At 68.2% G+C, this 20,500-nt stretch carries 17 protein-coding genes, 4 tRNA genes and 2 pseudogenes; 11 read left to right on the top strand and 12 right to left on the bottom strand.

What is annotated here, in order from left to right; genetic code table 11:
- Positions 1–252 (bottom strand): transposase (locus GAK38_RS16585; protein ID WP_291781585.1); only part of this gene is annotated, 252 nt, incomplete at its 3' end.
- A gap of 363 nt (positions 253–615) precedes the next feature.
- On the opposite strand from GAK38_RS16585, the pseudogene GAK38_RS16580 reads away from it, so the two are divergent.
- Positions 616–1,101 (top strand): annotated as a pseudogene (locus GAK38_RS16580) (IS3 family transposase); the annotation flags it as partial.
- A gap of 181 nt (positions 1,102–1,282) precedes the next feature.
- Here the strand turns inward: GAK38_RS16580 and GAK38_RS16575 are convergent.
- The 9 genes from GAK38_RS16575 to GAK38_RS16535 all read right to left on the bottom strand — a co-directional run bounded on the left by GAK38_RS16575 (position 1,283) and on the right by GAK38_RS16535 (position 8,841).
- Positions 1,283–1,358: transfer RNA gene (locus GAK38_RS16575), tRNA-Gly, on the bottom strand.
- A 22-nt stretch (positions 1,359–1,380) separates the two neighbouring features.
- Positions 1,381–1,454 (bottom strand) — tRNA-Cys (locus GAK38_RS16570).
- Between the two features lie 56 nt (positions 1,455–1,510).
- A tRNA-Gly gene (locus GAK38_RS16565) sits at positions 1,511–1,586 on the bottom strand.
- A gap of 94 nt (positions 1,587–1,680) precedes the next feature.
- Positions 1,681–4,113 carry an endopeptidase La gene (gene lon / locus GAK38_RS16560; RefSeq protein ID WP_325345979.1) on the bottom strand — a complete coding sequence of 811 codons (2,433 nt, stop codon included), beginning with the start codon at positions 4,111–4,113 and terminating at the stop codon, positions 1,681–1,683.
- Between the two features lie 179 nt (positions 4,114–4,292).
- Positions 4,293–5,558 carry an ATP-dependent Clp protease ATP-binding subunit ClpX gene (gene clpX / locus GAK38_RS16555; protein ID WP_325345977.1) on the bottom strand — a complete coding sequence of 422 codons (1,266 nt, stop codon included), beginning with the start codon at positions 5,556–5,558 and terminating at the stop codon, positions 4,293–4,295.
- Positions 5,559–5,658: 100 nt separating this feature from the next.
- Positions 5,659–6,267 (bottom strand): ATP-dependent Clp endopeptidase proteolytic subunit ClpP, encoded by a 609-nt coding sequence (gene clpP / locus GAK38_RS16550; RefSeq protein ID WP_325345975.1) that lies wholly within the window; start codon positions 6,265–6,267, stop codon positions 5,659–5,661.
- 126 nt (positions 6,268–6,393) lie between these two features.
- A complete protein-coding gene (gene tig, locus GAK38_RS16545; RefSeq protein WP_325345972.1) occupies positions 6,394–7,707 on the bottom strand; it encodes a trigger factor in 1,314 nt (437 codons plus the stop codon).
- Between the two features lie 510 nt (positions 7,708–8,217).
- Positions 8,218–8,532, bottom strand: a complete 315-nt coding sequence (locus GAK38_RS16540) for a hypothetical protein (protein WP_325345970.1) — start codon at positions 8,530–8,532, stop codon at positions 8,218–8,220.
- Positions 8,533–8,754: 222 nt separating this feature from the next.
- Positions 8,755–8,841: transfer RNA gene (locus tag GAK38_RS16535), tRNA-Leu, on the bottom strand.
- 170 nt (positions 8,842–9,011) lie between these two features.
- Here GAK38_RS16535 and hpnC point away from each other — a divergent pair.
- From hpnC to hpnE, 3 genes and pseudogenes are all read left to right on the top strand, one after another.
- Positions 9,012–9,881, top strand: a complete 870-nt coding sequence (gene hpnC, locus GAK38_RS16530) for a squalene synthase HpnC (protein WP_325345983.1) — start codon at positions 9,012–9,014, stop codon at positions 9,879–9,881.
- On the top strand, positions 9,878–10,720 hold the full coding sequence (gene hpnD, locus GAK38_RS16525) for a presqualene diphosphate synthase HpnD (protein ID WP_325345969.1): 843 nt from the start codon (positions 9,878–9,880) through the stop codon (positions 10,718–10,720). Before hpnC ends, hpnD begins: the two co-directional genes overlap by 4 nt.
- Positions 10,721–10,794: 74 nt before the next feature.
- Positions 10,795–12,039, top strand: a pseudogene (gene hpnE, locus GAK38_RS16520) (hydroxysqualene dehydroxylase HpnE); the annotation flags it as partial.
- A gap of 142 nt (positions 12,040–12,181) precedes the next feature.
- On the opposite strand, the gene GAK38_RS16515 reads toward hpnE, so the two are convergent.
- Positions 12,182–12,874 (bottom strand): HAD family hydrolase, encoded by a 693-nt coding sequence (locus tag GAK38_RS16515; RefSeq protein WP_325345967.1) that lies wholly within the window; start codon positions 12,872–12,874, stop codon positions 12,182–12,184.
- Positions 12,875–12,927: 53 nt separating this feature from the next.
- Here GAK38_RS16515 and hemH point away from each other — a divergent pair, with 53 nt between their 5' ends.
- The 7 genes from hemH to GAK38_RS16480 all read left to right on the top strand — a co-directional run bounded on the left by hemH (position 12,928) and on the right by GAK38_RS16480 (position 19,327).
- On the top strand, positions 12,928–13,932 hold the full coding sequence (gene hemH / locus GAK38_RS16510; RefSeq protein ID WP_325345965.1) for a ferrochelatase: 1,005 nt from the start codon (positions 12,928–12,930) through the stop codon (positions 13,930–13,932).
- Positions 13,933–14,170: 238 nt separating this feature from the next.
- Positions 14,171–14,881 (top strand): c-type cytochrome, encoded by a 711-nt coding sequence (locus tag GAK38_RS16505; RefSeq protein WP_443089233.1) that lies wholly within the window; start codon positions 14,171–14,173, stop codon positions 14,879–14,881.
- Positions 14,878–16,176: a c-type cytochrome gene (locus GAK38_RS16500; RefSeq protein WP_325345962.1), complete on the top strand. Its 1,299-nt coding sequence runs from the start codon at positions 14,878–14,880 to the stop codon at positions 16,174–16,176. The genes GAK38_RS16505 and GAK38_RS16500 overlap by 4 nt, the downstream gene beginning before the upstream one ends.
- On the top strand, positions 16,173–16,343 hold the full coding sequence (locus GAK38_RS16495; protein WP_325345960.1) for a hypothetical protein: 171 nt from the start codon (positions 16,173–16,175) through the stop codon (positions 16,341–16,343). Before GAK38_RS16500 ends, GAK38_RS16495 begins: the two co-directional genes overlap by 4 nt.
- A gap of 8 nt (positions 16,344–16,351) precedes the next feature.
- The gene (locus GAK38_RS16490) at positions 16,352–16,909 is read left to right on the top strand and encodes a cytochrome C oxidase subunit II (protein WP_443089232.1); all 558 of its coding nucleotides are present in this window, start codon (positions 16,352–16,354) and stop codon (positions 16,907–16,909) included.
- Positions 16,896–18,518 (top strand): cbb3-type cytochrome c oxidase subunit I, encoded by a 1,623-nt coding sequence (locus GAK38_RS16485; protein WP_325345958.1) that lies wholly within the window; start codon positions 16,896–16,898, stop codon positions 18,516–18,518. The genes GAK38_RS16490 and GAK38_RS16485 overlap by 14 nt, the downstream gene beginning before the upstream one ends.
- Positions 18,518–19,327, top strand: a complete 810-nt coding sequence (locus GAK38_RS16480) for a c-type cytochrome (protein ID WP_325345981.1) — start codon at positions 18,518–18,520, stop codon at positions 19,325–19,327. Before GAK38_RS16485 ends, GAK38_RS16480 begins: the two co-directional genes overlap by 1 nt.
- Before the next feature lie 74 nt (positions 19,328–19,401).
- Here GAK38_RS16480 and GAK38_RS16475 read toward each other — a convergent pair whose 3' ends face one another.
- Positions 19,402–20,487 (bottom strand): TRAP transporter substrate-binding protein, encoded by a 1,086-nt coding sequence (locus GAK38_RS16475; RefSeq protein WP_325345956.1) that lies wholly within the window; start codon positions 20,485–20,487, stop codon positions 19,402–19,404.
- Between the last annotated feature and the right edge of the window lie 13 nt (positions 20,488–20,500).

Below are 20,500 nucleotides of genomic sequence, written 5' to 3'. Positions count from 1 at the left end.
GAAAGCGTTCTCCTCCTCCAGCCGCGCCACTTCACGTTTGAGCCGTGCATGTTCGGCCAACTCCAAGCGTTGTGCCTGATCGTCCTGGTCGTGCCGCCGCGCCTGGGCGCGCCAACTGTACAGCTGGGCAGGCTGCAACCCCAGATCACGAGCCACCGTGGTTACCCCTTCTGTGGCCGCTCGCAACAGTGCCTGCTGCCTGAACTCCAGGCTGAACTCCTGCCCCTTTCTGCCTGCCTTGCTCTTGGTCATCGTCCACCTCCTATTGCGATAGTTAATCGCTTATAGGGGTGTCCGTGAAACGGGGGCAAGATCAGGTCTTGTGGTTCAACCATCACCGGCTGATGGAGTCTATCGGCTACATCCCGCCAGCTGAAGCCGAGGCGAACTACCATCGGCAACTCGCTGGTCAGGCCATCCTGGGCTGACTCACACCAACTGGCCTCCACGAAAGCCGGGGCGATTCACAAGTGGCAACCGAGATCAACGAGGAAGATCCAATCCCGGCTTGAGAATCAAGCCGATAACCGTCCGTGGAACCGGGATAACTTCAACTTCAATTTCCGCTGAGAGAACTGCTCGCGCGATGCGAATCACAGCGGGCACAAGTTGCACAGCGACGACGCCTTGCTGGCCCACATCCGAGCCATCCACGAGCAGTTGCGCGGCGAGTACGGCTGGCCGCGCATGCACCGCGAACTGCGGGCCCGCGGCCTGCGGGTGGGCAAGGAGCGGGTGCGCCGACTGATGCAGCGCCACGGCATCAGGGCCCAGGGCAAGCGCAAGTTCGTGGTGACCACCGACAGCACGCACCGCTTGCCGGTGGCCCCGGACCTGGTGCAACGCCGCTTCACGCCGGCTGCGCCTAATGCGCTATGGAGCGGCGACATCACCTCCATCGCCACCGACGAGGGCTGGCTGTACCTGGCCGCCGTACTGGACCTGCACAGCCGCCAAGTGGTGGGCTGGAGCCTGCAGCCGCACATGCAGACCTCGCTGGTCAAGGACGCTCTGCTGATGGCCTGTTTTCGGCGCAGACCGCCGGCCGGTCTGATCTTTCACAGCGACAGGGGTAGTCAGTATTGCAGGCCGTCAATCCAGTGCTCTCGCTGCTCGATAGCCTGAAGCGTTGGAAGGAAATCGCCGCCAGCTTGCGTGAGCCTCCTCGACACAGAACGTATCAGCAGGATGATCTGCACGAGACGACTGGTTAGCGCTTATGAGCCGAAGCCCCTCCTTTCAACAACTTACAGACGCCAGTGGAAGTCTGTAGATCATAAGTTGGAGCGGGAAAACGGGTTCGAACCGTCGACCTCAACCTTGGCAAGGTTGCGCTCTACCAACTGAGCTATTCCCGCAAAAATCACAACGACCAGACGCTGGAGGCGCGGGCCGGAGTCGAACCGACCTACACGGATTTGCAATCCGGTGCATAACCGCTTTGCTACCGCGCCGGAATGGGTTCACCATAAAAAAAGGAAGCTGGATGCGCTTCCTTTTTCCCGGAATCTGGAGCGGGAAAACGGGCTCGAACCGTCGACCTCAACCTTGGCAAGGTTGCGCTCTACCAACTGAGCTATTCCCGCACTGCAAACTTCGTTTCCGTCGTTGGCGTCAATGGATGGAATTATAGCCCGAGATTTCACACTCCCAGGGCAAACCGGGCGCTTTTTCGCCTTTTCAGTGCTTGAAGGCGTCCGCAGCCGGCGTCGACGAGACTCCTTCAGCCGCAGGAGCAGCCGGCGAAGCAGGGACGGCCTCCTCTTCCGGCAGCGGCTCGGGGCGGCTCTGCAGGGCCACCTCGAGCACCTTGTCGATCCACTTGACCGGCACGATCTCCAGGCCGTCCTTCACGTTGGCCGGGATCTCCTGCAGGTCCTTCACGTTCTCCTCGGGGATCAGCACCGTCTTGATGCCGCCGCGCAGGGCGGCGAGCAGTTTCTCCTTCAGGCCGCCGATGGCGGTGACCTCACCGCGCAGCGTGATCTCGCCGGTCATGGCCACGTCGGCCCGCACCGGGATACCGGTCAGCGCCGACACCAGCGCGGTCGTCATGGCCGCACCCGCACTCGGCCCGTCCTTGGGCGTGGCGCCATCGGGCACGTGGATGTGGATGTCGCGCTTCTCGAATACCTCGTCCTTGGTACCCAGGCGGCGGGCGCGGCTGCGCACTACGGTGCGGGCGGCCTCGACTGACTCTTTCATCACGTCGCCGAGCGAGCCCGTGCGGATGATCGCGCCCTTGCCAGGCATGGTCGCGGTCTCGATGGTCAGCAGGTCGCCGCCCACCTCGGTCCAGGCCAGCCCCACGACTTGGCCGACCTGGTTCTGCTCTTCGGCACGGCCGTAGGTGAACTTGCGCACACCCAGGTAGTCCGGCAGGTTGTCCTCGGTCACCACGACCTGCGGCTCGGCCTTCTTGAGCTGCAGTGCCTTGACGACCTTGCGGCAGATCTTGGACAGTTCGCGCTCCAGCGAGCGCACGCCGGCTTCCCGCGTGTAGTAGCGCACGACGTCGCGGACTGCGGCATCAGTCACGTGGAGTTCCTCGTCCTTCACGCCGTTGTTCTTCATCTGCTTGGGTAGCAGATACTTGATCGCGATGCTGGTCTTCTCGTCCTCGGTGTAACCCGAGAGACGGATGACTTCCATGCGGTCCAGCAGCGCCGGCGGGATGTTCATCGAATTCGACGTGGCAACGAACATCACGTCGCTGAGGTCGAAATCGACTTCGACATAGTGGTCGCCGAAGGTGTGGTTCTGCTCCGGGTCGAGCACTTCGAGCAGCGCGCTCGACGGGTCACCGCGGAAGTCGGTGCCCAGCTTGTCGATCTCGTCGAGCAGGCACAGCGGGTTGCGCGTGCCCACCTTGTTGAGGCTCTGCAGCACCTTGCCCGGCAGCGCGCCGATGTAGGTGCGGCGGTGCCCGCGGATCTCGGCCTCGTCACGCATGCCGCCGAGCGCCACGCGCACGTACTTGCGGCCGGTGGCCTTGGCGATGGACTGGCCGAGCGAGGTCTTGCCAACGCCAGGCGGGCCGACCAGGCAGAGGATCGGCGCCTTGACCTTGTCCACGCGCTGCTGCACCGCGAGGTACTCGAGGATGCGGTCCTTGACCTTCTCGAGGCCGAAATGGTCCTCGTTGAGCACTTCCTCGGCATTGCCGAGGTCGTGCTTGATCTTGGTCTTCTTGGACCAGGGCAGGCCGACCAGCACGTCGATGTAGTTGCGCACGACGGTGGCCTCGGCCGACATCGGCGACATCAGCTTGAGCTTCTTGAGTTCGTTCTCGGCCTTCTTACGGGCCTCCTTGGGCATGCGCGCGGCCTGGATGCGCTTCTCGATCTCCTCGATGTCGGCGCCCTCCTCGCCCTCGCCAAGCTCCTTCTGGATGGCCTTGACCTGCTCGTTGAGGTAGAAGTCGCGCTGGTTCTTCTCCATCTGGCGCTTGACGCGGCCGCGGATGCGCTTGTCGACGTTGAGGATGTCGACCTCGCGCTCCAGTTGCTCAAAGAGGTTTTCGAGGCGCAGCTTCACATCGGCCAAGTCGAGCACGATCTGCTTGCTGTCGAGCTTGAGCGGCAGGTGGGCGGCGATGGTGTCGGCCAAGCGGCCGGCGTCGTCGATGCTGGAGATCGAGGTCAGGATCTCCGGCGGGATCTTCTTGTTGAGCTTGACGTACTGGTCGAACTGCTGCATCACCGCGCGGCGCAGCGCCTCGATCTCGCTCGAATCATCGGATGCAGGCGGCTCGATCGGCGTGACGGTGGCGGTGAAGTAGGTCTCGCCGTCCTCGATGCCGTCCACCCGGGCGCGCTGCTGGCCTTCGACCAGTACCTTGACCGTACCGTCGGGCAGTTTCAGCATCTGCAATATGGTGGAGACGCAGCCCACGTCGAACATGTCGTCGACGGAAGGCTCGTCCTTCGCCGCTGTCTTCTGGGCGGCGAGCATGATGCGCCGCTCGGCCAGCATGGCCTGCTCGAGCGCCTTGATGCTCTTGGGCCGGCCGACGAACAGCGGAATGACCATATGCGGAAACACCACCACGTCGCGCAGCGGCAGCAGCGGCAGCGCGATCGGGGTGGCTGGCAGGGGGGTATGACCGGACATGGGAATCCTTGTAAGTTCCTGGTGAATATGGTCGGCTCGCGAGGATTTTCAACCCGCAGCTGCACCAGACCCGTCAGTAGGGTCTGCAGGGTCGTGTGGTCCGGCGCCCTGGCGGAGCGACGGCAGTCGCCACCCGCCGCACCCCGGGCCGGACGATCCAGGGGCGGGCGACGTCGCGGTCATGCCTTCTTCGCGGCTTCGCGGTAGACCAGCAGCGGCGGCTTGCTTTCCTCAATGGTGGACTCGTCGACCACCACCTTGTCGACGTTCGACGCGTTCGGCAAGTCGAACATTGTGCCGATCAGCGCCTGCTCGAGGATGGAGCGCAGGCCGCGGGCTCCGGTCTTGCGCTTCAACGCCTTGCGGGCGATGGACTTCAGCGCGGCAGGACGGATCTCCAGGTCCACGCCCTCCATCGACAGCAGCTTGCTGTACTGCTTGACCAGCGCGTTCTTGGGCTCGATGAGGATCTGGATGAGCGCATCCTCGCTGAGCTCGGCCAGCGTCGCGATCACCGGCATGCGGCCAACCAGTTCGGGAATGATGCCGAACTTGATCAGGTCCTCGGGCTCGATTTCGTGGAACACCTCGCTGAGCGTGCGCTGCTGCTTGCTCTTGACCGCAGCACCGAAGCCGATGCCCGACGCCTCGGTGCGGTTCTCGATGACCTTCTCCAGCCCCGCGAACGCGCCGCCGCAGATGAACAGGATGTTGGTCGTGTCGATCTGCAGGAAGTCCTGGTTCGGATGCTTGCGCCCGCCCTGTGGCGGCACGCTGGCCATCGTGCCTTCGATGAGCTTCAACAGCGCCTGCTGCACGCCCTCGCCCGACACGTCGCGTGTGATCGACGGGTTGTCGGACTTGCGCGAGATCTTGTCGATCTCGTCGATGTAGACGATGCCGCGCTGGGCGCGCTCCACGTCGTAGTTGCAGCTCTGCAGCAGCTTCTGAACGATGTTCTCGACGTCCTCGCCGACATAGCCGGCCTCGGTCAGCGTGGTCGCGTCGGCCATCACGAAGGGCACGTCGAGCTGGCGCGCCAGCGTCTGGGCCAGCAGCGTCTTGCCGGAGCCGGTCGGGCCGATCAGCAGGATGTTGCTCTTGGCGAGCTCCACATCGTCCTTGGAAGCCTTGTCCTTGTGGCGCAGGCGCTTGTAGTGGTTGTAGACCGCGACGGCCAGCGTACGCTTGGCCACCTCCTGGCCAATGACGTAGTTGTCCAGGTTGGACTTGATCTCGGACGGGGTCGGCAGGTCGCCACGCGAGTCCTTCTCCGCACCGGCTGCGGGCAGCTCGTCGCGAATGATCTCGTTGCACAGGTCGATGCACTCGTCACAGATGAAAACCGACGGTCCGGCGATCAGCTTCTTCACCTCGTGCTGGCTCTTTCCGCAGAAGGAGCAGTACAGGGTTTTTTCGCTGGAAGAGCCTTTTTTCTCGGCCATGGAAACTATTGCCTCGTGACGTGAACGTTCGGGGATGATAGCGAAAGGGATGCGGCGCCCCCTGCCGGGGAAAACGCCGCCGCAAACCCCGCTCGGCAGCTCAGCCGCGCTTGGACACCACCTGGTCGACCAGGCCGTAGTCCTTGGCCTCGTCGGCCGTCAGGAAATAGTCGCGCTCGGTATCGGCACGCACCTTCTCCAGCGGCTGGCCAGTGCGCTCGGCCAGAATGCGGTTGAGCTGCTCCTTGGTGCGCAGGATGTCGCGCGCGTGGATCTCGATGTCCGTGGCCTGGCCGCGGGCGCCGCCGAGCACTTGGTGGATCATGATCTTCGAGTTCGGCAGCGAGAAGCGCTTGCCCTTGGCGCCAGCCGCGAGCAGGAAGGCGCCCATGCTGGCCGCGAAGCCCAGGCACATCGTGGAGACGTCCGGCTTGATGAACTGCATCGTGTCGTAGATCGACAGTCCGGCCGACACGCTGCCGCCCGGCGAATTGATGTAGAACGAGATGTCTTTGTCGGGGTTCTCGCTTTCGAGGAACAGCAGCTGCGCCACCACGAGGTTGGCTGACTGGTCGTTGACCTCGCCCACCAGGAAGACGATGCGCTCCTTGAGCAGGCGCGAGTAGATGTCGAACGAACGCTCGCCGCGCCCCGACTGCTCGATGACCATGGGGATCAGGCCCAGGGCTTGGGTATCCAGTGAACTCATTTTTTCGCTTTCTCCAGAGGTGGGCACGACTTTACCCAAAAACGAAATGGGGCCTGTGCACGTCGGCACAAGCCCCGCTGCGCATCGAAGGCGCCGTCGCTGGGCGCCTTCTCGGCCAAGAAGGCCTCAGGCCTGCTGACCCATCAGCTCTTCGAACGACACGGCCTTGTCGACGACCTTGGCCTTGCCCAGGACGAAGTCGGTCACGTTGTTCTCGATGACCACGGCTTCGACCTCTGCCAGGCGCTGGGCGTCGCCGTAGTACCAGCGCACGACGTCCGCCGGCTTCTCGTAGCTGGCCGCCAGTTCCTCGACGTGGGCCTTGACCTGTTCGGGCTTGGCCTGCAGTTCATTGGCGCGCACCAGTTCGGCCACGACCAGGCCCAGGCGCACGCGGCGCTCGGCCTGCGGGCGGAAGATGTCCTCGGGGATCGGGGCTTTGTCGGCGTCCTTGATGCCGCGCTGCTTCAGGTCGGCGCGGGCGCCTTCGACCAGGCGCTCCAGCTCGGACTGCACGCTGGCATTCGGCAGGTCGAGTTCGGCCTGGGCCGAAAGCGCGTCCAGCACGGCCTGCTTGTTGCGGGCCTGCAGGCGGAACTTGACTTCACGCTCCAGGTTCTTCCTGATGTCGGCGCGCAGGCCGTCGACCGTGGCTTCGGGGATGCCGAGCGATTGAGCGAAGGCTTCGTCCACTTCGGGCAGGCTGGCGGCTTCGATCTTCTTGACCGTCACGAGGAAGTCGGCCTGCTTGCCGGCCACGTCCTTGCCGTGGTAGTCCTCGGGGAAGGACAACGGGAAGGTCTTGCTCTCGCCGGCCTTGAGACCGCGCACCGCGTCCTCGAATTCCTTGAGCATCTGGCCTTCGCCGACCAGGAACTGGAAGTCGCTGGCCTGGCCGCCCTGGAAGACTTCACCGTCGATCTTGCCTTCGAAGTCGACCGTCACGCGGTCGCCGTCCTGGGCTGCACCGTCGGCCGGGCGCTGGGCGAAGGTGCGGCGCTGCTTGCGCAGGATCTCAAGCGTCCTGTCGATGGCGGCATCGTCCACCTCGGCCGACAGCTTCTCGATCTCGGCGGTCGACAGGTCGCCGATCTTGACTTCGGGGAACACCTCGAAGACGGCATCGAATGCCACCTGGCCTTCGGCAGCGCCTTCCTTCTCGGTGATGCGGGGCTGGCCGGCCACGCGCAACTGCGCCTCGTTGGCGGCAGCGGAGAAGGCCTCGCCGACCTTGTCGTTGAGCACTTCGTACTGCACCGAATAGCCGTAGCGCTGGGCCACGACGGACAGAGGCACCTTGCCGGGACGGAAGCCGTCGAGCTTCACGGTGCGGGCCAAGCGCTTGAGCCGGGCGTCGACTTCGGACTGGATCGTCGTGACGGGCAGCGTCAGCGTGATCTTGCGTTCCAGCTTCTCGAGGGTTTCGACATTGACTGCCATGATCGTCTTCTCAGGTCGGGGGGCGCACGGCCAGGAAACCGTCCTTGCGCCATCGCTGGCGCCGGGAAGTGGCCACCGGTTCGCACACCCCATGGATGTTCGGAGGAAGGACGCGAAGATGACTGCTCCCCGCGCCGCTCCCGGACTATTTCCCTCGTATGCGAAGGCTGGGCCGCCGCGAGGAAAACCCATGATTCTAACCGAGCGCCTCCCCGACAAGCAGACATCCCCGGCTGTCGGCACCGCTTCCTAGAATGGCCGGGCCATCGGCCCATGGTCCCGTCTGCCGGAGCATGCCCATGACTGCGGAGGCACATCCCCAAGGCTGGATTGCCGTCAGCCTCTCGGAGCGCAACGAGAACTGGGCCAAGGCTCCGCGCGCCGAACGCGACCGGCAGTACGGCAACATCGACCAGGAAGCGCGGACCGACGAACGCCGGGTCGAATGGCTGCGGCGCCCGGCCAGGGCCTGGCAGCGGGAAGCGCCGGCCATCTCCCCAGCCTTCTTCCTCACTTGTCCGGCGGATCGGGCTTCACGGCGCTGCCGGCCGCCGCGGCGCCCAAGACGCCCGCCACGCTTCCGGCCGCGCCCCCGACCACCGTGCCGACCGGGCCGGCGACTGCGGCACCCACGGCTGCGCCGGCTGCCGCGCCGACCATGATGCCCCCGCCCATGTAGACCGAATGCGCTTCGCGGTCGGCTTCTGCGGACGTGAGTGGCTGCTGGGCGCCCGGCCGCGGGTCCTGGGACGGAATGCCGTAGCCGGGATGGGCCTGCTCGGCAAGGTCGGTGTCAGCAGTGGTGGGGTGGGCCTGCGTGTCCATGGCGCATCTCCTGTCGGGTAGAAGGACAGCGCTCGCCCGAGCGCTGCCAGCCCCGGATGTAGCGCCGCTGCGGGGAGCCGCACGCCATCCGGCCGGGCCGCCGGCTGTGGGACGGGGACGGCGCCGGCTTGATGGTCGTCAAGGCGCCGGCGTGCGCGCAGAAGGAAAAGGAAAGCCCTGCGTCCGAGGGAGGCAGGGCCTGGAGGGATGGCCGATCCGGCGTGGTGCGCGGGGGGGGACTCGAACCCCCACACCATTGCTGGCGTCAGGACCTAAACCTGGTGCGTCTACCAATTTCGCCACCCGCGCGGTTTTTCTCGGACAGTCGAGCGACGGCTGGGGCCTCGCCCGCATGCCTTGCGGTCAACCTGTTAGTTTACCCCGCGCCGGCACCTCTTCCGGGCCCGCAGGCATCGCGCAGCGACAATCTGCGGGTGAATCCGCCTTCGCCCCCCTCTTCCACCGTCGCCAGCCACGGTCTGCAGGCCCAGGCGGTCGGCCATTACGAGAACTTCCCGGTCGCCTCGCTGCTGTGCCCGCCGCATCTGCGCGCGCCGGTCATGGCGATCTACCACTTCGCCCGGACGGCCGACGACATCGCCGACGAGGGCGATGCCTCGCCGCAGGAGCGGCTGGACGCCCTGGACGCCTACCGCGCCGACCTGGCGGCTGCGGCCCATGGCGGCGGCAGCTCCGCCCGCTGGCCCCAGGTCTTCGACCCGCTCGCCCGCGCCATCGCCGGCCACCGCCTGCCCGAGCGCCTGCTGACCGACCTGTTGGACGCCTTCGCGCAGGACATCGCCTTCACGCGCGACGCCCGCCGCTATGCCGACCGCGCCGAACTGGCCGACTACTGCCGCCGCTCGGCCAACCCGGTGGGCCGGCTGCTGCTGCACCTCTACGGGACCGGCGATGCCGCATCGCTGGCGATGAGCGACCGCATCTGCACCGCCTTGCAGCTCATCAACTTCTGGCAGGACCCGAGCGTGGACATACCGCGCGGCCGCTTGTACTTCACCACGGCCGACTGCGAGCGCTTCGGCGTGGACGAGGCTGCGCTGCGCAGCCTGGAACCTACGCCCGAGGCCGCACGGCTGGTCGCCGACTGCTGCGCCTGGGCGCGCGCCGGCATGCTGGCCGGCGCACCGCTGGTGCACCGCATCCCCGGCCGCGCCGGCTGGGAACTGCGGCTGGTGGTGCAGGGCGGTCTGCGCATCCTCGACCGCATCGCCGCCATCGGCCACCGCACGCTGGAGCGGCGGCCGACCGTCGGGGCGCGCGACCTGCCGGTGATGCTGTGGCGTGCGCTACGAATGGGACAATCGCGGCCCACGACCGCCGCTTCATGACCACGCCCCAAGACTACGTCCAGCAGAAAGCCGCCGCCTCGGGCAGCAGCTTCTACTACGCCTTCCTGTTCCTGCCGCGCCCGCGCCGCGCGGCCATCACCGCGTTCTATGCGTTCTGCCGCGAGGTGGACGATGTGGTCGACGAGGTGAGCGATGCCGGCGTGGCGGCGACCAAGCTGGCCTGGTGGCAGTCGGAGATCGCCAGGTCCTTCGCCGGCAGGCCGTCGCATCCGGTCATGGTCGCGCTGATGCCGCATGCGGCCGCGTACGGCATCGAGCAGCAGCAGCTGCAGGCCGTCGTGCAGGGCTGCCAGATGGACCTGGAGCAGACCCGCTACCTCGACTACCCGGCGCTGCAGCGCTACTGCCACCTGGTGGCCGGCGTGGTGGGCGAAGTGGCCGCGCGCATCTTCGGCCAGACCCAGCCGCAGACCACCGAATATGCCCACACGCTGGGCCAGGCGCTGCAGCTCACCAACATCATCCGCGACGTGGGCGAGGACGCGCTGCGCGGCCGCATCTACCTGCCGGTCGATGACCTCCAGCGCTTCGACGTGAAGGCGCACGAGATCCTCAAGCGCACCTGGTCCGACCGCTTCGCCGCGCTGATGCGCTTCCAGGCCGAGCGGGCCCATGGCCTGTACGACCAAGCGCTGGCGCTGCTGCCCGCGGCCGACCGCCGGTCGCAGAAGCCCGGGCTGATGATGGCCAGCATCTACCGCACGCTGCTGCGCGAGATCGAGCACGAGCAGTTCAAGGTGCTGGACCAGCGCGTCACGCTCACACCGCTGCGCAAGCTCTGGCTCGCCTGGAAGGTCCAAGCGCTGGGCATCCTGTGAACACCGTCCGGCCGCCCGAAGGTGCTCGCACCGCAGCCGGAGGCGGAGGTGTTCCACGGCCGGCGACGGCCGTCATCGGCGCGGGCTGGGCCGGCATCGCAGCCGCGGTTGCGGCGCAGCAGGCCGATGACGCGGTCACGCTGTTCGAGGCCGCACGCCGGCCCGGCGGCCGCGCCCGGGCCCTGCCGGCCACGCTGCCCGACGGCCGCGAAATCCTGCTGGACAACGGCCAGCACATCCTCATTGGCGCCTATGCCGACACGCTGGCGCTGATGCGCACCGTCGGCGTCGATCCGGCCACCGCCCTGCTGCGCCAGCCGCTGTCGCTGCGCCATGCCGACGGCGGCGGCCTGGCGCTGCCGCCCTGGCCCGCGCCGCTGGATCTGCTGGCCGGCATCGCCACGGCGCGCGGCTGGGACTGGCGCGACAAGCTCTAGCTCGTTCGCACGGCGCTCGGCTGGCAGCGCGCCGGTTTCGCCTGCGGCGCGCAGGCCACGGTGGCCGACGCGGCCCGCGGGCTGACGCGGCGCGTGATGGACGAACTGGTCGAGCCGCTGTGCGTTTCGGCCCTGAACCTGCCTGCCGCGCAGGCAAGCGGCGCGGTCTTCCTGCGCGTGCTGCGCGACGCGCTGTTCGGCACGCGCGGCGGCGCCGACCTGCTGCTGCCGCGCACCGATCTCGGCGCACTGCTGCCGGAAGCGGCCACGCGCTGGCTGGCCGGGCGCGGCGCGGCGGTGCGGCTCGGCCACCGGGTGCAGCAGCTGGCGGCCGAAGGCACCGGCTGGCGGGTCGACGGCACGCGCTTCGACCGCGTGGTGCTGGCGCTGCCGCCGGCCGAGGCGGTGCGGCTGCTGCGGCCGCTGGCGGCGCTGCATCCGCCGGTCGCGGAGTGGATCGCCCTCGCGCAGGCGCTGGAGTTCACCGCGATTGCCACTGCCTATGCGTTCGCGCCGCAGGGCGCGGCGCTGCCCGCTCCGATGCTGGCGCTGCGCGGCGGAGCGGACGACGGCCCGGCGCAGTTCGTGTTCGACCGCGGCCGGCTCGGCGGCCCGGCCGGGCTGCTGGCCTTCGTGGTCAGCCATGCCGGCGGCGAGGCCGAGGCGATCGAGGCCGCCGTGCTGGCGCAGGCGGCGCGGCAGCTGCCATGGCTCGGCGTGCTGACGCCGCTGCGCACGGTGGTGGAACGCCGCGCCACCTTCGCCTGCACGCCGGCGCTGCGGCGGCCGCCGCAGGCGCTGGCCGCGGGGCTGGCCGCGGCGGGCGACCATGTGGAAGGGCCTTATCCCGCCACGCTCGAAGGCGCGGTGCGCAGCGGCCTTCAATCCATACCCGGCACGCATCGCGGCGGCGCTGGGCATATCGCTGAGCGAACTGATGCGCGCAGCGAATCTCTGAGCCATATACCCCCTACCCTACCACCCCGTTCTGCGCACAGATCAAGCGCCAGGGATGCATACCCCCTCATTTCAGCAGACGGCAGAGTTCCAGCAGATCGCCCACCTCGGCATGCGGCAGATCGGGATGCGGCCAGGGGTGCTCGCCGCGGTTGAGCCAGGCCGTCTGCATGCCCGCCTGCAGCGCACCCAGTGCGTCGAGCGAGGCATCGTCTCCGACATGCAGCACCTGCGAAGCATGCAGGCCCAGGGCCACGGCGCCAGCCTGGAAGATGCGCGCGTCGGGCTTGCCGAAGCCGCTGTCGCGCGCGCTGACGGTGCCGCGGAAATAGCGACCCAGGCCGATGCGGTGCACGTCGGCATTGCCGTTGGTCAACGCCAGGATCGGAAAACGCGCGGCCAAGTGGTCGAGCGCGGGCAGTACGTCCTCGAACAGTTCCACGCGCTGGCGTTCGGCGAAGAAGACGTCGAACGCCGGCACCGCCAGCGCCGGGTCTTCGCCGGCATGCGCGAGGGCGCGGCGGATGGCCTCGCGGCGCAGTTCGCTCAGGTCGTGGCGCAGGTCCTGGCGCTCGCGGCCGACCTGCTCGCGGATCTCGCGCAGCGCGGTGGTGGAGGAATACAGCGCGGCCGTGGCCGGCGCGTGCTCGCCCAGCCATTGCCGCAGCATATGCTCGGCACGGGTGATGGCCGGCCAGACGGGCCACAGCGTATCGTCGAGGTCGAGCGTGATGCCGCGGATCAGGGAAACATCGATCATGATGACCCCAGAATACCCCAGCCACTTTCCATCCTGCCGCTCTCCGCGCCGCCATGACCCTGCCCGACTCCACGACCGGCCTGCTGCTCTGCAACCTCGGCACGCCCGACGCGCCCACGCCGGCCGCGCTGCGCCGCTACCTCGGCCAGTTCCTCGGCGACCCGCGGGTGGTGGAGATCCCGCCGGCGGTCTGGAAGCCGCTGCTGCACGGCGTGATCCTGCGGCTGCGGCCGGCCCGCTCCGCCGCCAAGTACCGCAGCATCTGGACCGCCGAAGGCTCGCCGCTGGCCGTGTGGACGAAGAAGCAGGCGGTGCGGCTCGGCGGCTGGCTGGACCAGTCCGGACACGCGGTCGAGGTGCGCGACGCGATGCGCTACGGCCAGCCGGCCATCGCGCAGCAGCTCGACGCCCTGGTGGCCGCCGGCGCCCGTCGCATCCTGGTGCTGCCGCTCTACCCGCAGTACTCGGGCACGACGACCGCGAGCATCTATGACGCCGTGGGCGCCTGGAGCCGCGCGCAGCGCGACCTGCCGGACCTGCGCATCGTCGCTCGCTACCACGACCACCCGGCCTACATCGCCGCGCTGGCCCAGCGCATCCGCGCATACTGGCGCGAGCACGGCCGGGCGCCGCTGCTGGTGATGAGCTTCCACGGCATCCCGGCACGCAACGTGGCGCTGGGCGACCCCTACGAGCGCGAATGCCGGCGCACCGGCGAACTGCTGGCGCAGGCGCTGGAACTGGAGCCCGACCAGTGGAAGCTGACCTTTCAGTCGCGCTTCGGCGGCGCGCGCTGGCTGGAGCCCTATACCGAGCCCACGCTGATCGCCCTGGCGCGCGGCGGCCTCGAGCGCGTGGACGTGGCCTGCCCCGGCTTCACCGGCGACTGCCTGGAGACGCTGGCGGAGATCGACCAGGAGGCGCGCGCCGCCTTCCTGCAGGCCGGCGGCAAACAGTTCGGCTACATCCCGTGCCTCAACGACAGCCCCGGCTGGATCGCCGCGCTCGGCCACATCGCGCTGCAGCAGCTGGCCGGCTGGACGACCGCTGCACACTGACGGCGCCGCCCGATGGGCGGGCCGGCGCTGCCGTGTAGGACAACAGCCAATCCATGCCGCCGGCGCGGAACGACCGCACAGCGGGGTGATAGCATTTTTCGAAAGACCGCGCTCCACCGCGTCCGTGGAGCAGCGAAGCCCACAACATCACACCACGATGGACGAACAGCCTGCAATCGAGCGTTCGACATGGCGCGGCCCCGGCGGCCTGTGCCGCCCCCTGCAGCGGCTGTGTGCGATGGCCGCGCTGGCCGTTGTTCCCGGCATCGTGTGGGCGCAGGCCGCGGCAGCGCCACCGGCTGCCACGCCGTCCTTCAAGGAGGTCAACTCCGTCGAAGCCCGCGTGCAGGGCTGCGTCACCTGCCACGGCCAAAGCGGCCAGGGCACCAGCAACGGCTACTTCCCGCGCATCGCGGGCAAGCCCGCAGGCTACCTCTACAACCAGCTCGTGGCCTTCCGCAACGGCACGCGCCGCTATGCGCCGATGAACTACCTGGTGGCCTACCTGCCCGACGCCTACCTCCAGGAGATCGCCGAGCACTTCGCCCGGCAGCGCCCGCCGTTCGCGCCGGGCAAGCCCCTGCAGGTCGGCCCCGAGGTGCTCGCGCGCGGCCAGGCACTCGTGAAGACCGGCGATGCCGCGCTCGGCGTGCCGGCCTGCGTGGCCTGCCATGGTGCGGGCCTCACGGGCATGGAGCCCGGCATCCCGGGCCTCGCGGGGCTGCGGCCGACCTACGTCGCGGCGCAGCTCACGCGCTGGCGCGTGGGCGAGCGCCATGCGGCGGAGCCCGACTGCATGCAGCGCGTCGCCAACCGCCTGTCCGATGCCGACGTCACGGCCGTCACCGCCTGGCTATCGCGCCAACCCGCGCCGGCCGACCCGTCGCCGGAGGCGTCCAACGTCGTCCGCATGCCCCTGGCATGCGGCAGCCAGCGGCGGCCGTCATGAAGCTGGCCCTGCGCATCATCGTCGCGCTGGCCGTGCTGGCCCTCGTCGGCTTCGCCGTGCTCGCCTGGCTGCAACCGGGCGCGCTGCCGCAGCGCGGGCCGCGCGAGGGAAGGGCCCCGGCGTCCGACGCGGCCACGGCGGTCATCAACCGCGGCGAATACCTGGCCCGCGCGGGCGACTGCGTGGCCTGCCACACCGATCCCACCGGCAGGGTCTTCGCCGGCGGCCGCGCCATGGCCACACCGTTCGGCGCCCTCTACACACCCAACATCACGCCCGACGACGAGACCGGCATCGGCCGCTGGACCGCCGACGACTTCTACCGGATGATGCACACCGGCGTCTCCAAGGACGGCACACTGCTCTACCCGGCCATGCCGTTCGCCTCCTACACCAAGGTCACGCGCTCGGACTCGGACGCGATCTACGCCTACCTGATGTCGGTGCCGCCGGTGCGCCAGCCCAACCGGCCGCACGAGCTCGCCTTTCCGTTCAACAACCGCGACCTGCTGCTCGGCTGGCGCACGCTCTACTTCCGCGAGGGCGAGTTCAAGCCCGACCCGCAGCAGAACGCCGAATGGAACCGGGGTGCCTACCTGGTGCAGGGCCTGGACCACTGCGCGATGTGCCACACGGCCATCAACGCGCTCGGCGGGTCGAGCGAATCCAAGGCGTTCGAGGGCGGCATGATCCCCAACCAGAACTGGTACGCGCCCTCGCTCACGTCGAACCGTGAGGCCGGCCTGGGCAACTGGGAGATCCAGGATATCGTCGACCTGCTGCAGACCGGCGCCTCGCACCGCGGCACCACCTACGGGCCGATGGCCGAGGTGGTCTACAACAGCCTGCAGTATTTGAGCGACGAGGACGTGCGGGCCATGGCGGTCTACCTCAAGGCGCTGCCGCAGCGCGACACCGAGCCGCCGCCGACGAGCCAGGCGCGCCTGGTGAGCCCCGGCACGTTCGAGTCGGGCCGCCGCATCTATACGGCCCAGTGCGCCATGTGCCACGGCGAGGACGGCAAGGGCCATCCGCCGGCCTTCCCGCCGCTCGCAGGCAACCAGTCGATCACGATGGCCTCGCCGGTCAATTCGATCCGCATGGTGCTCAACGGCGGCTATGCGCCGGGCACGAAGAAGAACCCGCGGCCGCACGGCATGCCGCCGTTCAGCCATCTCCTCAACGACGAGGACGTGGCCGCCGTCGTCACCTACATCCGCGTGGCCTGGGACAACAGCGGCACGCCGGTGCAGCCGGCCCAGATCAGCGAGCTGCGCAAGCTGCTACCCGAATGAGCACGACACCGTCCGATACCGAGGAAGAAGACCGCTGCGTCGAGGAGATCGTGCGCCGCGGCCCGCTGGGCGCGTTCGCCGTCGCCGGCGTGGCCACCGCGATCGTCGTCGCGATCTACTTCATCTTCTACTTCGCGGCCTACCTGCCGCGCGGAGCCGTGCAGTGAGCGCCGCGCTGCCACCCACCCACGATGCCGAAGCGGTCGCCGTCGCGGCCGAGCGGCGCTGGGCGCTGATCGTCGCCGCGATCATCGCCGTGCTCGTGCTCATGATGGTGGTCACCGGCCTGCACTGGGCGGCGATGCCGCCCTCGCGCGTGGAGACGGTCGACATCAACACGCTGCACCTGAAGGGCGAATTCGTCGAGAGCAACCTCGGCACCGCGGTCGACGACGACGGCAAGGTGACGGTGCGGCTCATCGCGCAGCAGTATTCCTTCCAGCCGCAGTGCATCGTCGTGCCGGCCGACACGCCAGTGACCTTCCGCGGCACGGCCACCGACGCGATCCACGGCTTCATCGTCGGCCGCACCAATGCCAACACGATGCTGATCCCGGGCTTCGTGGCCACGTTCACCACGTCGTTCCGCACCACCGGCGAGCAGCTCATGCCCTGCCACGAATACTGCGGCACCGGCCACGAGGCCATGTGGGCGCGCGTGCAGGTGCTGCCGCGCGAAGAATTCCTCGCCAGGGCGCAGCCCGGGGAAAGGATGAGCTGTGTTCCTCGCTAGGAGGCTGGTCCTCGCCCACTTCTGGGTCGCCTTCGTCGCCTTCCTCGGCGCGCTGGTGCTCGGCGCCTGGCAGATGTACATCCGCAGCCCGCTGGCGACCTGGTTCAACAACCCCGAGCACTACTACCGCTCGGTCACCGCGCACGGCACCGTGATGGCCTACGTGCTGCCGACGCTCGTGGCGATGGGCTTCGGCTATGCGGTCAGCGAGCTGGCGCTCAAGCGGCCGCTGATCGGCCTGCGCTGGGCCTGGGCCGGCTTCTGGCTGGTCATCGCCGGCACTGCGCTCGCGGCGGTGACGATGGCCGTCGGCAAGGCCTCGGTGCTCTATACCTTCTACCCGCCGATGCTCGCGAGCCCGTTCTACTACCTCGGCGTGGTGCTGGTCGTGGTCGGCTCGTGGGTCTGGGTCGCGCTGATGTCGGTCAACCTGCGCGCCTGGAAGAAGGAGCATCCGGGCGAGGCGGTGCCGCTGGCCATGTTCGGCAACGTGGCCGGCGCCTACCTCTGGGCCTGGACCTCGCTCGGCGCGGCCATCGAGGTGCTGGTGCTGATCCTGCCGGCCTCGCTCGGCCTCACCGACACGATCAACGCCGGGCTGGCGCGGGTGTTCTTCTCATGGACGCTGCACGCCATCGTCTACTTCTGGCTGATGCCGACCTACATCGTGTTCTACACGCTGGTGCCGCGGGCCATCGGCGGGCGGCTCTACAGCGACACGATGGGGCGCGTGGCCTTCGTGCTGTTCCTCGTGTTCTCGATGCCGATCGGCATCCACCACCTGTTCGCCGACCCGCAGGTCGGCGCGGGCTTCAAGTTCGTGCACGCGGCGATGACGGCGATGGTGTCGGTGCCCACGCTGCTGACCGTGTTCACGATCGTCGCGTCGGTCGAGATCGCCGGGCGGCTGCGCGGCGGCCAGGGCCTCTTCGCCTGGGTCAAGGTACTGCCGTGGGACCGGCCGATGATGCTGGCCGTCGCCTTCTCGTTCATCATGCTGGGCTTCGGCGGCGCCGGCGGCATCATCAACATGAGCTACCAGCTCAACGAGACGGTGCACAACACGCAGTGGGTCACCGGCCACTTCCACCTGATCTTCGCGGGCGCCATCGTGCTCATGTACTTCATGGCCGCCTACGAGCTCTGGCCGCAGCTCACCGGCGCGCGGCCCTCCGAGCGGCTCGTCAAGATCCAGGTCTGGCTGTGGTTCGTCGGCATGATGGTGCTGTCGCTGCCGTGGCACCTCGTCGGCCTGCTCGGCATGCCGCGGCGCATGGCGTACTACGACTACACCCATCCCGACATCCATCCGCAGGCCTGGACGGTCACCGTGTCGGCGCTCGGCGGCTTCGTGCTGCTGGCCTCGGGCATCCTGCTGGTCTGGACGCTGGCGCGGGCGCGCCGCGGGCCGCCGGGCGCGCCGGTGCCGGCATTCACCTTCAGCCGCGCGGCCCATCCGGGCGCGCACACGCCGGCCGCGCTCAACGGCTTCGGCCTCTGGGTGGCGATGATGATCGGCCTGACGGTCGTGAACTACGGCTATCCGATCGCGCAGCTCGCGGTCCTCAAGGAAGCCTACGTGCCGGTCATTCCGATCGGGAGCCGGTGATGTCGCCGCAGCGTCCACATGCCTGGTCGAACCCGTGGGTGCGCTGGAGCGTTGGCGGGCTCGTGGCGCTGACCGTGCTGTCGGTGCTGGCCGGCTTCGTGCTGCTGCCCGCGGTCAAGAGCGACTTCACCGCGCAGGGGCTGTGGGACAGCATCTGCCGCACGGCCGGCCTGCCGTCGAGCTGGGGCGGAGCGTCGGCGGTCAAGACCGGCCCGGCCACCACCGAGGTCGTGCTCGCGCGGTCGATGGCGGCCGCGCCGCCGGCGGCGTCGGTCGGCCGCGGCGGCACGCTGGCGCTCAACTGCACCATGTGCCACGGCGCGCGCGGCCTGAGCGCCTCCGATGCGCCAAACCTCGCCGGCCAGTACCCCGAGGTCATCGTCAAGCAGTTGATGGACTACCGCAGCGGCCACCGCCGCAGCGCCGTCATGGAGGCGCTGGCGCGCGGCCTGTCGGAGCAGGACATCGCCGACCTCGCGGCCTACTACGCCTATCTGCCCAAGGCCCGCACCGCGCCCACCACCTATGACGAATCGCTGCCCGCCCTCGTGCGCGTGGGTGCGCCGCTGCGCAACATCGCGCCCTGCATCTCCTGCCACGGCGGCATCGACCAGAAGTTCGGCGCGCCGTGGCTCGAAGGCATGCCGGCCCACTACCTGGTGCAGCAGCTCCAGGCGTTCCGCAGCGGCGCGCGGCGCAACGACGGCGAAGCCCAGATGCGCAACGTGGCCCGCGCGATGACCGACCAGGAGATCGCCGAGGTCGCAGCCTTCTACGCGCGCAAGGCGAGCGCCGGCGAGGAAAAATAACGAGTGGGGAGGAGTATCCGCCCAGAGCGCTTGGAACATGCCTGCTCCAAGCCCCTACCCTGCCCTGTATCTTTTCAGGGCAGCTTGACCGACTGGATGAAGCTGTCGAACCGGCCTTCGGCGAAGCGCGACCAGAGGATCTGGTCCTTCTGGAACGCCTTGTAGTCGTCGTAGATCTTCTTCCAGTCGGGGTTCTTGCCGTCGAGCTCGGCATAGATCTCCATCGCGGCCTTGAACGAGGCGTCGAGCACCGTCTTCGGGAACGGCAGCACCTTGGTCTTGGCGCCCACGAGCTGCTTGAGCGCGGTCGGGTTGCGCGCGTCGTACTTGGTCTGCATGTCGATGTGCGCATAGGCCGTCGCGGCGTCGATCACGGCCTTGTACTCGGCCGACAGCGCGTCGTAGGCTTTCTGGTTGACCAGCAGGTCGAGCTGCAGCGTGCCCTCCCACCAGCCGGGGTAGTAGTAGTACGGCGCCACCTTGTTGAAGCCGAGCTTCTGGTCGTCGTAGGGGCCGATCCATTCGGCCGCGTCGATCGTGCCTTTTTCCAGCGCCTGGTAGATCTCGCCGCCCGGGATGTTCTGCGGCACCGCGCCCAGGCGCTCGATCACGCGGCCGGCGAAGCCGCCGATGCGGAACTTCAGGCCCTTGAAGTCCTCGACGCCCTTGACCTCCTTGCGGAACCAGCCGCCCATCTGCGCGCCGGTGTCGCCGCAGGCGAAATCCACGATGCCGTACTTGGCATAGAACTCGCGCGTGAGCTTCTTGCCGTTGCCCTCGAACCACCAGGCGTTGAGCTGGCGGGTGTTCATTCCGAACGAAATCGCCGCGCCGATCGCGAACGTCTCGTTCTTGCCGAAGAAGTAGTAGCCCGCGGTGTGGCCGGCCTCGACCGAGCCCTGCTGCACGCCGTCGACCACGCCGAGCGCAGGCATCAGTTCGCCGACCGCATGCACGCTGATCTGGAACTTGCCGCCGGTGAGCTCGCCGACCTTCTTGGCGAACACCTCGGCGCCGCCGTAGATGGTGTCGAGCGGCTTCGGAAAGCTCGACGCCAGGCGCCAGCGCACCGAGGCGCCCTGCGCATGCACGGCTGGTGCAGCCCCGGCGGCCAGCACGCCGGCGAGGCCTGCGTGCTTGATGATGGAACGACGATCCATGGTGTGCTTGACT

The organism is Xylophilus sp. (genome assembly GCA_009914555.1).
In the GTDB taxonomy this organism is placed as follows: domain Bacteria; phylum Pseudomonadota; class Gammaproteobacteria; order Burkholderiales; family Burkholderiaceae_C; genus WNDY01.
This window is presented reverse-complemented; position numbering and strand designations above follow the sequence as displayed.

What these genes read in the sequence shown, in the direction of transcription:
- GAK38_RS16500 (WP_325345962.1), top strand. Translation starts at nt 14,878, where the DNA reads ATGAAGCTGGCCCTGCGCATCATCGTCGCGCTGGCCGTGCTGGCCCTC.
- hemH (WP_325345965.1), top strand. Translation starts at nt 12,928, where the DNA reads ATGACCCTGCCCGACTCCACGACCGGCCTGCTGCTCTGCAACCTCGGC.
- GAK38_RS16475 (WP_325345956.1), bottom strand. Translation starts at nt 20,487, where the DNA reads ATGGATCGTCGTTCCATCATCAAGCACGCAGGCCTCGCCGGCGTGCTG.
- tig (WP_325345972.1), bottom strand. Translation starts at nt 7,707, where the DNA reads ATGGCAGTCAATGTCGAAACCCTCGAGAAGCTGGAACGCAAGATCACG.
- GAK38_RS16540 (WP_325345970.1), bottom strand. Translation starts at nt 8,532, where the DNA reads ATGGACACGCAGGCCCACCCCACCACTGCTGACACCGACCTTGCCGAG.
- GAK38_RS16495 (WP_325345960.1), top strand. Translation starts at nt 16,173, where the DNA reads ATGAGCACGACACCGTCCGATACCGAGGAAGAAGACCGCTGCGTCGAG.
- GAK38_RS16515 (WP_325345967.1), bottom strand. Translation starts at nt 12,874, where the DNA reads ATGATCGATGTTTCCCTGATCCGCGGCATCACGCTCGACCTCGACGAT.
- hpnD (WP_325345969.1), top strand. Translation starts at nt 9,878, where the DNA reads ATGACCACGCCCCAAGACTACGTCCAGCAGAAAGCCGCCGCCTCGGGC.
- GAK38_RS16505 (WP_443089233.1), top strand. Translation starts at nt 14,171, where the DNA reads ATGGCCGCGCTGGCCGTTGTTCCCGGCATCGTGTGGGCGCAGGCCGCG.
- clpX (WP_325345977.1), bottom strand. Translation starts at nt 5,558, where the DNA reads ATGGCCGAGAAAAAAGGCTCTTCCAGCGAAAAAACCCTGTACTGCTCC.
- lon (WP_325345979.1), bottom strand. Translation starts at nt 4,113, where the DNA reads ATGTCCGGTCATACCCCCCTGCCAGCCACCCCGATCGCGCTGCCGCTG.
- GAK38_RS16480 (WP_325345981.1), top strand. Translation starts at nt 18,518, where the DNA reads ATGTCGCCGCAGCGTCCACATGCCTGGTCGAACCCGTGGGTGCGCTGG.
- clpP (WP_325345975.1), bottom strand. Translation starts at nt 6,267, where the DNA reads ATGAGTTCACTGGATACCCAAGCCCTGGGCCTGATCCCCATGGTCATC.